At 66.1% G+C, this 13,812-nt stretch carries 9 protein-coding genes; 6 read left to right on the forward strand and 3 right to left on the reverse strand.

Going from position 1 to position 13,812, the window contains the following annotated elements; all coding sequences use genetic code 11:
- Nucleotides 1–212: 212 nt before the first annotated feature.
- Both ABZ728_RS17570 and ABZ728_RS17575 read right to left on the reverse strand, forming a co-directional pair.
- Nucleotides 213–1,559 (reverse strand): TldD/PmbA family protein, encoded by a 1,347-nt coding sequence (locus ABZ728_RS17570; protein WP_366657544.1) that lies wholly within the window; start codon nucleotides 1,557–1,559, stop codon nucleotides 213–215.
- A gap of 165 nt (nucleotides 1,560–1,724) precedes the next feature.
- Nucleotides 1,725–3,050, reverse strand: a complete 1,326-nt coding sequence (locus ABZ728_RS17575) for a multidrug effflux MFS transporter (RefSeq protein WP_366657545.1) — start codon at nucleotides 3,048–3,050, stop codon at nucleotides 1,725–1,727.
- A gap of 286 nt (nucleotides 3,051–3,336) precedes the next feature.
- Between ABZ728_RS17575 and ABZ728_RS17580 the strand changes: the two genes are divergently transcribed.
- The 6 genes from ABZ728_RS17580 (at nucleotide 3,337) to ABZ728_RS17605 (ending at nucleotide 9,624) form a co-directional block, all read left to right on the forward strand.
- Nucleotides 3,337–4,107 carry a hypothetical protein gene (locus ABZ728_RS17580; protein WP_366657546.1) on the forward strand — a complete coding sequence of 257 codons (771 nt, stop codon included), beginning with the start codon at nucleotides 3,337–3,339 and terminating at the stop codon, nucleotides 4,105–4,107.
- A 104-nt stretch (nucleotides 4,108–4,211) separates the two neighbouring features.
- Nucleotides 4,212–4,676, forward strand: coding sequence for a MarR family transcriptional regulator (locus ABZ728_RS17585; RefSeq protein WP_366657547.1), 465 nt, complete (start codon nucleotides 4,212–4,214; stop codon nucleotides 4,674–4,676).
- Nucleotides 4,673–5,941: a multidrug effflux MFS transporter gene (locus ABZ728_RS17590; protein ID WP_366657548.1), complete on the forward strand. Its 1,269-nt coding sequence runs from the start codon at nucleotides 4,673–4,675 to the stop codon at nucleotides 5,939–5,941. The genes ABZ728_RS17585 and ABZ728_RS17590 overlap by 4 nt, the downstream gene beginning before the upstream one ends.
- Nucleotides 5,938–7,221: a DUF58 domain-containing protein gene (locus ABZ728_RS17595; protein WP_366657549.1), complete on the forward strand. Its 1,284-nt coding sequence runs from the start codon at nucleotides 5,938–5,940 to the stop codon at nucleotides 7,219–7,221. The genes ABZ728_RS17590 and ABZ728_RS17595 overlap by 4 nt, the downstream gene beginning before the upstream one ends.
- Nucleotides 7,218–8,639, forward strand: coding sequence for a DUF4129 domain-containing protein (locus ABZ728_RS17600; RefSeq protein WP_366657550.1), 1,422 nt, complete (start codon nucleotides 7,218–7,220; stop codon nucleotides 8,637–8,639). Before ABZ728_RS17595 ends, ABZ728_RS17600 begins: the two co-directional genes overlap by 4 nt.
- The gene (locus tag ABZ728_RS17605) at nucleotides 8,623–9,624 is read left to right on the forward strand and encodes a MoxR family ATPase (protein ID WP_366657551.1); all 1,002 of its coding nucleotides are present in this window, start codon (nucleotides 8,623–8,625) and stop codon (nucleotides 9,622–9,624) included. Before ABZ728_RS17600 ends, ABZ728_RS17605 begins: the two co-directional genes overlap by 17 nt.
- 9 nt (nucleotides 9,625–9,633) lie before the next feature.
- Here the strand turns inward: ABZ728_RS17605 and ABZ728_RS17610 are convergent, their stop codons facing one another.
- Entirely contained in the window at nucleotides 9,634–13,731 is a 4,098-nt protein-coding gene (locus tag ABZ728_RS17610) for an autotransporter outer membrane beta-barrel domain-containing protein (RefSeq protein ID WP_366657552.1), read from the reverse strand.
- Nucleotides 13,732–13,812: the final 81 nt, after the last annotated feature.

Consider the following 13,812-nt stretch of genomic DNA (forward strand, 5'->3'; position numbering starts at 1 on the left):
AGCGGGCGGGAGATCGTTGGACCCCTGGTCATCAAGACCGTTATCCGGCACTGATCCCCGCCGGATGTCGCTGCGCTCCTCCGGGGATGGGATTGGGGGCGGATGCTGCATCAATAAACACAGTTGCCCGATCGATGCCGGGGGCGATCCGTAGATGGGACTCGCCGTCCAACCGCCTGTCACCGAAAAAACCGCGGATCTGAATACGTGGGTCAGCGTCCGGCCACGGTCATACCGTCGACGCGAAGGGTCGGTGCGTCGACACCGGTGCGCAATTCCAGGTCGTCGGCCGGCGTGATCGCCTTGAACATGTCCTTCAGGTTGCCAGCGATCGTGACCTCGTTGACCGGATACGCGATCTGCCCATTCTCGATCCAGAACCCCGAAGCGCCACGGCTGTAGTCGCCCGTCGTCATGGAAATGCTCGAACCCAGCATCTGGGTGACCAGCAGCCCCTGCTCGACGCCGCCGATCAGATCGCTGCGGGTCGTCTTTCCTGCGGCCATATGAAAATTCGCCGGTGACGGGCTCGGTGGGGAGCCCGCGCCGCGCCCGGCATGGCCGGTGGGGGCGAGCGAAAGCTGGCGGGCGGACCGCAGGCTGAGCAGCCACGATGTCAGGACGCCGTCGTCGACGATCGACATCTTGCGCGGCGCCAGCCCCTCGCCGTCAAACGGCCTCGACCGATGGCCGCGGGGAATGAAGGGATCGTCGATGATGGTAATGCCGGGCGCAAAAACCGGCTGGCCGAGCCGGTCGATCAGAAAGCTCGTGCCCCGGGCGACCGCGGCGCCGTTGATGGCGCCGAGCAGGTGGCCGAGCAGGCTGCTGGAAACCCGCCGATCAAAGATGATGGGCACACGGTTGGTGTTTACCTTCCGCCCGCCGACACGGCTGACAGCGCGCTCGCCCGCCCGCCGTCCGACATCTTCCGCCGGATCCAGGTCTTCTGCGTAGACGGCCGTCGTATAGTCGTAGTCGACCTCCATCGCAGTGCCTTCTCCGGCGATGACGGCACAACTCAATCCCCGCGAAGACCGTGTATAGGCGCCGCTGAACCCGTTCGAGGCCGCCAGGGATATGCCGGTACGGCCCCATGACATTTCGGCACCCTCGGAATTGGTGACACCGCTGACGGCCAGTGCGGCTTCCTCGGCCCGGCGCGCATAGTCGATCATACCCTCCGCCTCGGGTTCGGCGGCGTCGTTCAGGTCGAGATCAGGGAAGGACGAGGCGATCTGCTCCGGATCCGCCAAACCGCTATAGGGGTCTTCCGGGACCGAGCGCGCCATGGAAATTGCCCGGTCGACCAACTCGGCTATGGTCGCCTCGCGGCGGTCGGATGTGGAGACGATGGCGGCTTGCCGGCCTATGAGCACCCGGAGTTCGACGTCGGAGGATTCGGCCCGCTCAAGCTTTTCCGGTTTGCCGAGGCGCTGCGACACCGAAAGCGCCACGCTGTCGGCAACGATGGCATCGGCGGAATCGGCGCCGGCTTTTAACGCCCTGTCGATCAGGTCGCCCAGAAATCCCAGATTATCCGACGTCGCTGGCGCCATTGCCTTCTCCCACCTACAAATAATTGTATTGCGGCGTTCCACCGCGCGTTCCCGATACGATATCCCCGACTATCAGACTCCGGCGACCGCGCCAAGCCCTCGATAGCGGGTTGACGTGACGGGTTACCGTACCGGTCTGGCAGAACCCGGCCTGACTGTGCCGTTTCACCAGCGGGCGCCTGACGAGACCCCGTCCGCCGGAGGTTCGGCCGTGTCGGCCTGCCTTCCCTGAGCCTTACGGGTGTGGATGTGGGCGCCGACGGCGCCAAGGGAAACCGCAACGATGACAATAAGCATCGGCAGCGCGCTGGTCGTAACGAGGATACCGACGATGACGCTGACCGCTGCGCCGATGCCCATCTGGATGAAGCCCGAAAGCCCGCTCGCGGACCCGGTCAGGCCAGGGCTGACGCTGATCGCGCCCGCCATGCCGTTGGGCAGCACCAGACCGTTGCCAAATGTCATCATCACCATCGGCAGAAAAAGGGCCAGCGGATGGTTCATTCCGGCCAGCGCCGGCAGCAGCATCAACACCGCGCCGGAAAGCGTCACCGCCACACCCCACGCCATCATGCGATCGACGCCCAGACGCTGCGAAATGCGACCGGCGGTGAAATTTCCAGCCATATAGCCGATCGCCGTCATGATGAAATAGAGGCCATAGGTGCCGGGCGACCGGTCCATCAGTTCGACCACGACATAGGGCGCGCCCCCGAGGAACGCGAAGAAGCCGGCCGTCATCGCCGCCGTCTGCGCGGTATAGCCGAGGAATACGGGGTTGCGCAGCAGTTTGGCATAGGTAGCGGCCATCCGGCCGATTCCCGGCAACATGATACGCTCGTGGTTGGTCTCAGGCAGGCGCCGCCAGGTGAGAGCAAGGACAGCGCAGGCAGCAACGAGCAGCAATGCGAAGCTGGCCCGCCAGCCGAATGCCGTGTCGATGAATCCCCCCATCAGCGGAGCGACCATGGGCGCGACGACCATCGCCATGGTGACATAGGCAATCATGCTGGCGGCTTTGTCCCGCTCATACAGATCTCTTACAATGGCGCGCCCCAGAACGATGCCGGCCGAGCCACCGATGGCCTGCAGGAAACGCGCTGCGATCAGGATTTCGATCGTCGGCGCCAGAAAGGCCGCAAGCGTTCCGGCGAGATAGACCGCCAATCCGGCGAGCACCAGCGGCCGGCGCCCGAAGCGATCCGAGAGCGGACCGTAGATGAGCTGGGATACCGCCATCCCGACCAGATAAACCGACAGCGTCAGTTGTACGGCGCCATAGGGAGCGCCGAAATATTCGCCCAGCCCGGGCATCGACGGCATGAAGATATTCAGGGCCAGCGGCCCCAATGCCGTCATCGAGACCAGAAGGAACAGCGAAGGCCGGCGAACGCCGTTGGTGCCGGCCCCGACCCCGGCTCCGGATGTGCCGCCGGCGCTCACGCGCTTGCCACCGCTGCTGCCCGACGCTGCTGTTTGGATCTGGGGCATTGGGTCGACACCGTTTCTGACATCGATGGAGGGCGCACCGGAGGTTGATCGGGAAAGCTTCTTAGCATAGATAGTTAGAAAAATGATTAGCTGAAAACACATTCTATTACAACCAAGGATTTTTAATCAGGCCGGGTTTCTGCGGATGCGATAGCGGCGCCGGCACTGGTTCGTGCGCCCGGCATGGGATATAGCCACCCTGCACAGCCCATTGCGCCGCTGACCCCGCGGCTGCCGGCAATCCTGAGCCGCGCAGCCGGCAACCCTGAAAGGCAACGCCGACCCCATGACGTCAACTGACCATTGGTCCCGCCATGCTCCCGAACTCCTGAACAGGGACGGGCCTGAACACCGGCCGGAAGAACGGCAGAACCGGCTTGACCGGGCGTTCGGCTATCCCTATCCGGCACCGGAACACAGCTATCTGTTCGTCGATGGTAACGCCCAGCCGCTGGCCGCTCATTTTCAGGCAGACATCGAGCGCGACGGCCGCATTCCCGTGCTGGCATTCGGGTCTAATCGGGCGCCGGCCCAACTGGCGCGGAAATACCAGGGTTGGCCCACCGGCACGACAATCCCGGTGACACGGGCGCTGATAACCGGTTGGGACGTCGTCTACGGCAGCCATATCGCGAGCTACGGTTCCCTTCCGGCCTGCCTGTACCCGTCGCCGGGAACCATGGCCACCATCGCTGTCAACTGGCTGACGCCGTCGCAACTGGATCGCATGCACGAGACCGAAGGGCCGCACGACTATGCGTTCTCCAGTGTGGAAGCCGTCGATCTCGCCATCGACGCCCTGCCGACACCGGAAACCGTCTATTACTATCGCCCGCTGCACACGCCGTTCATGCATGAAGGTGCCCCGGTCGCGTTGTCCGCCGTTAGCGCGCGCGGCCGGCGCTGGCGCGAAAGCGACCAGCGCGGCGCCCAGATGCTGCTTCGCGACGTGCTGGCACCCGACTCGACCCTGGAAGATTTCGTTTGGGCGGGCATCACTGATGCCGAGGTCCGGCGCGACAGAACCCGGCGGCTCAGAGCGAAGCCGATCAAGTAGCTGACTGGTGACCGGAAGCGGAATCGACCGCTTGCCGAAAGCGACATTCGATGCCAGTTATTGGCCTGCTAATTAGTAGCTCGCTAATAATATTGGAATAAGCAATGTCGGATTCACCTGGCATCGGGTTCCTGCTGAACGACATCGCCCGGCTGATGCGGTTGTCGTTCGAGCGCAAGGCCGGCCCCGGCAGCCTCAGCCGCGCCCAATGGTCCGTGCTGGCCAATCTCGATCGTAATGACGGCATCAGCCAGGCCGAACTGGCCTGCCTGCTTGAAGTCGATCCGGTGACGGTCACCCGGCTGGTGGATCGGTTGGTCGCGGCCGAACTGGTGGTAAGATCGCCGGACCCCGACGACCGGCGGGTTCACAGGCTGTCGCTCACGGCCCATGCGCAACCGCATCTGGCGAGAATGGCGGAAATCGCCGGCATCGTGCGCTCCGAGGCGCTGGACGGCCTGGAGCCGGAGGAAGTCGAGCGTTTCACCCGCGTCGCCGACCATATCCGCAGCAATCTGTCCCGAGCCAGAACCCAGCATGCTGGGCGCGAGAAGGCAGCCGGCCGATGACCCCGGGGACCCGGTCCGATCGCGACGCCGCATCGGCGGCGGATCAGGACCTTTTGTCGCGCCACGGTCTGACAGTGGGCGGCATCACGGCGTTGACGACACTGTTCACGGCCCTCGGCCCGATTTCCATGTCCATGTACGCCCCGGCGATGCCGGCTCTGGCCCGGACACTGGACACGACCGTGGGCATGGTCCAGCTGACGCTGACGATCTATCTGATCGCCTTTGCTGTCGCCCAGCTGGTCCACGGCCCGCTGTCGGACCGGTTCGGACGCAAGCCGGTGTTGATGGCAGGGCTGGCCATTTTCGTCACCGGCAGCCTGGCCGCGGCCCTGGCACCGAGCATCGGATGGCTGATCGCGGCCCGGTTCGTTCAGGCAATCGGGGTGTGCGCCGGTGCGGTCATCGCGCGTGCCATCGTGCGCGACCTGTTCGACGGCGCGGCCGCCGCGCGGGTCATGGCCGCGATCGGCATGGCGCTGACCATCGCGCCGGCAATCGGCCCGATCCTGGGCGGCTATCTGACCGCCTGGCTCGATTGGCGGGCGATTTTCGTTTTCCACACGTTATGCGGCCTGCTGCTTGCCGCGCTGACTTATCGGTCGCTGCCTGAAACCAATGTCCACAAGGACCCCGGCGCCCTGGACCCCACACGCATGGCCGGAAATTTCGCCACCATGCTGGTGACGCCGCAATTCGTCGGCTTCGCCGTCATCAACGCCTGCATGCTGGCCGGATTGTTCCTGTTCGCCGCGGTCGGTCCATTCGTGTTCATCGATGTGCTGGGCGTCCATACCGCCAATTACGGCTGGCTGACCCTGCTGACGACCAGCGCTTATTTCGCCGGGGCGACGATCGCGCGGCGGCAATCCGGCCGATGGGGCATGCGCAGGATGGTGCTGATCGGCGCCGGCTGTTCGTGTCTCGGCTGCGCCCTCCTGGTCGGCGCCGTCGCCACCGGAATCGTTACGGTCGTATCGATGATCACGCCGATGATGATGTTGACGCTCGGTATCGGCCTGTCGATGCCGGGCGCGATGGCCGGTGCGCTGACACCGTTTCCGCATATCGCCGGCTCGGCCTCGGCATTGCTGGGTTTCCTGCAGATGGGTCTGGGCTCGGTCGCACTGGTGATCGCCGGGATCATGGGCCAGAACACCGTGCTCGCGCTTGCCGCCATTCCCACCGGGGCAATGATCATCGGTCTGACCGTTTTTCTGACCATGGTACCGGCGTCGGCCGATCTGGAGAAGTCCGCCTCGTGACGGACCCGATCGCCTCTTCCGGTAGCGACCGGCGTATCTCTCCGGGCGCCCGGCTGGCGCTTTTCGGCTGGCCCGGTATCGGCGTTCTGGCAGCGCTGACGCTGGCCGGGGCCTGGTATGGCATGACGGCGGTGACACTGCTGGGGGCGCTGGTCGCCGGTACCGGTCTGATCGCCCGCGGCTGGGCCGCCCTGGCACTGACCGGCCTTACCGCCGAACGCAGCCTCTCCGGCCGGCGCGCGTTTCCCGGCGACACTGTCACGCTGACAATCACTCTGGACAACGCCAAGCCGTTGCCGCTCAGTTGGGTGCGCGCGGAACAGATCCTGCCGCGCGCGCTCTCGCCCGCCCCGATCCCCGGCAAGGACGACACTGGCCCCGATCCTGCCCTGACCGACGGTCCGACGGCCGAGACGCGGCGACTGACGGTGGAGACACCTCTGGGGTGGTATCAGACGGCGACCTTGACCCGCAGGTTCGCGTGCCACAAGCGCGGCTGGTATCCGCTGCCGGGTCTGGAAGTCGCCAGCGCCGACGTATTCGGCCTGTTCGTGCGCAGCCGCACCACGACCGGCGACGACGCCGTTATTGTCTATCCGCGCATTCAGGCACTGGGCGATCTGGGCCTGCCTGCGCGCCATCCGCTGGGCAACACGCGCGACCCGCGCCGACTGTTCGAAGATCCCAGCCGCCCCATGGGCATTCGCGAATATGGGCCGGAAACGCCGTTCAAGGCGATTCACTGGAAAGCGTCGGCACGTACCGGCCAGCTTCAGGCGACGGTGTTCGAGCCGACCGTCGCGCTGGAAACGGTGGTGCTGCTGGCAGCCGACGGCTTCGCCGGTCCGGAGGCCGATCGCGCCTTCGAGATCGGCGTAAGCGCAGCGGCCTCGCTGGCGCATCGCGAACTCGGCCGCCGACGCGCCGTCGGGCTCTATTCCAACGGCCATCAGGCACCCGACCGGGGCGCGATCCTGATCCCGCCCGGCCGCGAAGCCGACCGCGAAATGATGCTGCTGGAGGCCCTGGCCCGCCTGCAGCGCCGACCGACCGAACCGCTGGCCGCGTTTCTGGATGAACGCGTCGGGCGATTCGGCGCCGGTGCGACGCTGGCGGTGATCGCCGACACGCTGCCGATCGCGGCCCTTGCCCGGCTGGACGCGATCAATCGCCGCGGACGACCGGTCGTGCTGCTCCGGACCGGTGACGGCACTATCCCGGCGGTCTCGTTTCCGGTCCGCCAACTGTCGCTCGATACCGGCAACGGAGTGGCCGCATGATCGGGCTGGCGCTGTTCATCGCAATGGAAATGGCCTGGATCGCCGCCGTCGCCCTTTTGACGGACGGCTTCATTACCGGCACGCCTCACACGATGCTTGCCGCCGTGGTACTGGCTTATCCGGTGGCGACCGCGGCCAGTGGGCAGATCGACCGCCTGAACCGCCCGGTCTGGCGCGTCGCCGCTACCACCCTGGCATACGCAGTTGTGGCGTCCGGCGCCATCGCCTTGCTGGTTCCCGATCTCACCGCCCCGGCATCGCTGCGGCTCGGATCGATCGGATCGTGGCTGGCTGACGACCGCGCGGCCCATCGCTCCATTGCCATCGCGGCCATTGTCGGTTTCTGCTGGGTTCGCGGCACCATGCTCGCCGGCCGGCAGATCGACGGCTATGTCGTCGGATTGGGCTTCCAGATCGGGCTGGCCGCCCTGCTTGCCGTCCACGGGCTGGCGGCACTGCGCGGCATCGACCTGCCCGGCGCTGTGGCGGTGACCGTCGTCTTCGTCTGCACCGGGCTTCTGGCGCTCTGGCACACGCGGGCGGGCAGCCGCGACGGTCGCCGCCGCGACCCCGCCGGCGCCATTCTGGGCCTGGCGCTGGTGCTGATTTTCGCCGGCGCGGTCATGGTCGCCCTCAACCCGGCGGTGCTGCAGGCCGGGCTCGACCTGCTCGCCCGGTTGTGGTCGGCCGTCGTAGCCGTTGTTATCTGGTTTCTATCGTTGTTCCCGGACCCCGACACCGAACCGATGGACCTGCCGCCGCCGGACGCGGCGCCAATGTCAGGCCGACCCGAACCACAGGCGCCGGTCTTTCAACCCATGGCCTGGATGCGCACGCTGTTCGGCATTATGTTCTTCGGCGGCTTCGCCGTAATGATCGCCTTGATGCTGCTGGTCAATCTGCGCGACCTGATCGCTTGGCTGCGCCAGCGGATCCAGCGCACGCCGGGATTGGCCTATGACCGATCCCGACGCCGCTTCGGTGCCACATTCCTGGCCATATGTGCGGCACTGATCGAGGGGCTTGCGGCGTGGGCGCGGCGCTGGCGCCAACGGCTCACGTTCGGCTGGACGCGCAGCGAACGGCCGACGGCCGAGCGGCGCTTGTATCGAACGCTCCTGGCCCGACTGACGGCACGCGGTTGGCCCCGGCGGGCCAGCGAAACGCCGCTGGAATATGCCGGCCGGATGAAGGGCACCTGGCCCGGCACCGGCGGCGACATGCATGTGCTGACCCGGCGTTTCATGGCCGATCGCTATGGCGCCGTCACCCGGCATCCGAGCGCCCGTCTTGATCGTCTGTGGAAGAAGATCCGGCGCTCCCTCGACAAGGTACCCTATCGCCCCGATTCCCCGCCAACTGACCAGCCATCCGGCCAGCCAACCAATATGGACCAAGACGATGCCCGACGCCGATGACCTGACGCACCGAGCCGCCGCCGAAATGCCGACCGGCGAGGACGCCGCGGCGGCCGTGAAACCCGCGGCGCACCAACTGATCGATGCCGTTGGCCAGGTCATCGTCGGCCGGCGCGACACCATCACGCTGGTGGTCGTTGCCCTGCTATGCGAGGGGCATGTGGCACTGGAAGATATTCCCGGCATGGGCAAGACCCTGCTGGCCAAGGCCGTGGCCCGGTGCCTGGACGGCAGCTTCAAGCGCATCCAGTTCACGCCCGATCTGCTGCCGTCCGACGTGACCGGCATCAATGTCTACGATCAGCGCGACGGCGCGTTCAAATTCCGCCCCGGCCCGGTGATCGCAAACATCGTGCTCGCCGACGAAATCAACCGCGCGACACCCCGCACCCAGGCCTGCCTGCTGGAAGCAATGGAGGAGCGCCAGGTGACGGTCGACGACACCACACACACGCTGCCCCGCCCGTTCCTGGTCATGGCAACCCAGAACCCGGCGGAACAGGAAGGCACGTTCCCGCTGCCCGAAGCCCAGCTCGACCGCTTCCTCGTTACACTCGGCCACGGTTACCCGACCGAGGAGGAGGAAGAAGAGATCATCCTGAGATTCGAACGCACCAACCCGCTGGACGGCCTGTCGCCGGTGATGACGGGGGAAACGCTGCTGCGCCTGCGCGAACTCTGCCGGTATGTGCGGGTCGAGGAAACCATCCGCCGCTATCTGGTCCGCGTCGTGCGCGCCACCCGCGAGCATCCCGCCATACGCCTTGGTGCCAGCCCGCGCGCCGCCCAAAGGCTTTATACCGCCTGCCAGGCGCTGGCCGCCATCCGCGGGCGCGGCTATGTGATCCCGGACGACGTCAAGGATCTGGCCGTTCCCGTGATGGCCCACCGTATTATTCCCGGCGCCGAGGCAGGACTGAAGGGCATCACCCGCCCCGACCTCGTCCGCGCCGCCGTCGACACCGTGGCGGTCCCTGTAAACTGAACAGCGCCGTCAGAACCGCAGTGTTGCCTGCGCCGAAAGGCCGTGGTCGGTCTCTTCGGCGTTGAAGCGGCCGCGATAGCTGGCGCCGATATCCGCGATTCCTTCCCATCTCCAGGTCAGATCCAGGTCGAATGCCGCCGTATCGGGCGAGCGTTCAGATCCGCGCACCGCGAACCCGCTGCCGGGCATGGCGGCGAAGGCGGCATCGAAGCTGTCGGGATCGCCGTTGAGGTCGCGCAGCCAGGCGACACGCCCCGACGCCCGCAGGCTCTGGCCGTTGCCCCAGTCGACCCGTTCCTCGATCCGGAGACCGATATCCGATGTCAGACGCTCCGAGCCACCGCTGATGCGCAGTGCCGCCCCGGTGCCCGCGTCCCGTTCCTCGAACGCCTGATACCGGCCGCTGGCAAAGCTCAGCCCGGCATAGGGGGTGGTGATCGTCGTCGCGGTCAGCGCCAGCTCGTGACCGGCCTCGGCGCCGACCGACCAGGCATCGGCATCGAATTCGCCCGTCAGGACGCCTTCTGCCTGCCCGGCATCGATCGCGCGATGCGCACTGCCCCGATAGCTGCCATAGCCCGCCATGGCGCGCAGATAGCTGGCGCCGAGATCCATCTGCCCGAAAATGCCCAACTGAGGGCCGTCATAGGACAGCGACCCGCCGTCATCGATGAAATCCAGATCCGCCGAATAGTACCCACCAACAAATCCGGCCCGGATCGACGGGGTGAATTGATGCTCCACGCCGGCTTGCAGCCCGAAGCGGGCGTGATCGAAGCCGGGCGCCTCGACATCGCCATCGATCTCGGCCCACGACCCCTGGGGCGCGATCCACATGGCGCTGAGCCCGTCGCGGCTGGTTGCGGTCGTGCTACCGCTGTCGTCCCGCGCCTCGTCGCCAGGCGGGGTCGCTGTCAGCGGCCCGCGATCCAGACGGTTGGCCGCCGCACCGGCAAGCAGGTCCAGCGACGTCGCGATCGAGTACATGCCCTGCGCATACTGCGACCCATGCAAATCGTCGATCGCCTCGCGGTACTGGTCGGCATCGAGTTCGAACAGGCCCGCCACCAATGCCGCATAGTCCGAGGCGGCGTTCGCCCCGGACAGCAGTTGGCCGTAGCTGCCCTCCAGCCCCTGGCCCGCGGCCCGCTGGTTGCGGGTCAGGCCATCGACCGCGTCGAATCCGACACGATCCAGACTCAGGATAAGGTTTCCAGCCGATCGGCCGCCCCTGTTATCGCGGGCGACAAGCAACGGCGTCGCTGAGGTGATCGACTGCCAGCGCCCGGTCAGGGCACCGGTGGCGGTAACGACGTTCTGATAGCTGACGACGTTGCCATACAAACCGGCGCGGGGTCTGATCTGAGCGGCGCCGTCCAGCGAGACGGTATTGGCGTTGATCTGGCCGATGACATTGCCCGGCGGACCGGCAGCGGCGCTGCCGGCCGCCGGTGCGATCTCGAATATCACGGTGCCGTCGGGACCCTGCTCGAAACGGTCGACATTGATTTGCGACGCACCGTTGACGTCGTCCAACGACAGAAGGAACGCACCACCATCGCCGATGGCCATCGTGCCCCGCCTTACCGGATTGTTCACCACGCCGCCGAACTGCGTCAGCCCATTGGTGACCTCGATACGGTCCTGCGGCCGGATATTGATCTTGCCGAAGATCGTTGCCGGACCCTCGGACCCCATCAGCCTGATCGTGGCGGGCGCGCCGGGAAGCGGGTCGCCGTCAGAATCGATCAGGGTTATCGCGATGCCATGACGCACCGCTTCGCCCGGTCCGTCGGATCGTCCGGCGATCAAGCGTGCACTGTCGTTTACGATCATCGTACCGGCACCGATCTCCGTGTCGTCGGCAAAGCCGATGGCGACCGACTCCGTGGTCGCCCCCTCGGCAAGGGTTAACAGACTTGCGCCCGCGCCTTCGTTTCGGATCTCGCCAGCAAACAAGTCCAGATCGATATGGATGCCCTGTGCCGCGCCCCCGCCGTCCGCCGCGCGGGCTTCGACCCACAATTCACCGGTATTTCCGATGTCACTGTCCGCATCGGCCGCATCGCCTTCGACGACAATACCGCGCGCCGCTGCCACGGCGTTCGCCGCCCCGGTCGTCGAGCTCTCAGCATCGGCGCTGACGGACAGGAAACCGCTGTTGAGGAACCGGGCCGTGCCGGTGCCCATGGATTGCCGGACGCCCGTGGCGCCGGCCACGGCGATTGCTGGACCTTCGGAGATCGCCCGCGACGACGCAGCGATCGTCATCCGGCCGGAGTTGGCGCCGCGTATCGAGACACCGTCGCCAAACGCGTCCTGGTTGATACCATACACTTCTGCATCCGCCGCGGCCGCCATGGCGCCGCCGAACGCCCCATCCGTCTCGGCTCGGGCCCGGCCTTCGACGAAAAGAATGCCGCTGTTGTCGAGGGTTGCCGAAGCCCCGTTCGACGAATCGGCGATCTGGTCGATGCCGAAGATGGCGTCGGCTCCGGCTGCAGCCAGTGCGCCGTCCGTGACGGCGTCGGATTGGGCCGTTGCCTGCGCGTCGAGATCGGCACGAACGGTCAGCCGGCCGCTATTCTCTGCGACGGCCACGGCCCTGCCTGTTTCGGTAGAGGCTTCCTGCCGGATGCCCGCACTGGAGGAGACAACAGCGCCCGTTGCCGAGCCGGCATCGTCGCCCCTTACCAGGGACCGCGCCACGGCGGAAAGGTCGAGAGCGAGCGACCCGGAATTGACCACGGATCCGACGCTGTCGCCGTTTTCAGACTCCGACAATTGCGCAAGGGCCCAGGCATCGAAAATTGTGGCGACCGATTGCGCGCCCGAAAACTCGGCATCTGCCTGGGTTCTGGCGTCGGCCATGGCCGAGACCCGGACCGACGCCAGGCCGGCATTGTCGATGGCGGCGAACGTATCGCCGTCCTCGGACAGGGACGATTGACCGATACCGAAAATCCGTCTGGAAATCGCCGCTGCGGTTGCTTCGGCGTCGGCGCCCCCGGCCAGGGCCTGTGCCCGGCTGTCGAGTTCCACCTCGACACGGCCGCTGTTCGAGACAACCGCAAGTCCGTGGGCGTCGAGTGATTCCGCCCGCTGGGCAATACCGCCGAATTCCCGAATGGTCGCGATCGCGGTCGCCGTAGAAAGATCGCCGTCGGTGGCCGCCGCATCCGACCCGGCCGTCGCCCCGGCAGCCACACGGCCGCTGTTGTCGACATTGGCAATACTGTCGCCGGCCCCGGTTGCGGCTACCTGCCCGGTTGCGGCTACCTGATTGATCCCGCTGCTCGCAGCGATCAACGAACGGGCCCTACCAGTCACCTCGTCGTCCGAACCGCCAAGCCCCCTGGCATCGGCGGCGGCGTCGGCAATGATCTGCGTCTCGACAGTGCCGGTGTTGTCCAGCTGCGCGAGGCTGTCGCCGTTTTCGCTCTCGACTCTCTGGCGCGTACCCCGGATTCCCCCATGCAACGATGCCGCCACCGCCCGGGCAGTGGTCGCTTCTGCCCCGGCCGTGGCCGATCCCGCATTCACGGCCCGAACGACGCCACGGTTGTCGAGGATGGCAATACTATCCCCGCTTTCCGAAAGAGAGAGTTGGCGAATGGCATGAATGCCCGCGGCGCCGGCGATTGCCCGTGCGCGCGCGAACCCGATCGGGCCGCTTCTCGTCGCGACTGAACTGCTGACGGAGGTTGTCTCCACACCGATCACGCCATTATTCAGCAATGCGCTCAGGCTCAGACCGGTTTCCGAGTGCGCATACTGGTGCAATGACCGGACGTTGAATAACTGGGCAGCATCGTCGATTGTCCGGGCCTTGGCAACCAAGCGCAATTCGGCTGAATTCCGGATCGTACCGGAGGCCACGTCATCGGCGGAAAGAGATTGGCAGAATGCAAACGCCTCGTCCCAAACAGAATGGTCGTGGGAAATGATCACTGAAACGACTTGATCCGGGCCGCCAGACGTCCGGTCTGCGCATACCCCATCGCCGGGGGCTGCGTCGGCATTCCGGGTACTGCCGACGGCGGCCAGGGCGAGCGCCATCGCAGACCCCGCCAGAAGGAACCGAGACACAAAGGTCGTTTTTTTCATGGGAGGACTGCCGCGTTCCGGGTCGGGCAATACCTCCTTGTTCTCGTCATTGTGGAAGCGTGCTGCCCATCACGGCGAACA

The sequence above is a fragment of the Fodinicurvata sp. EGI_FJ10296 genome (genome assembly GCF_040712075.1).
Taxonomy (GTDB): Bacteria; Pseudomonadota; Alphaproteobacteria; order DSM-16000; family Inquilinaceae; genus JBFCVL01.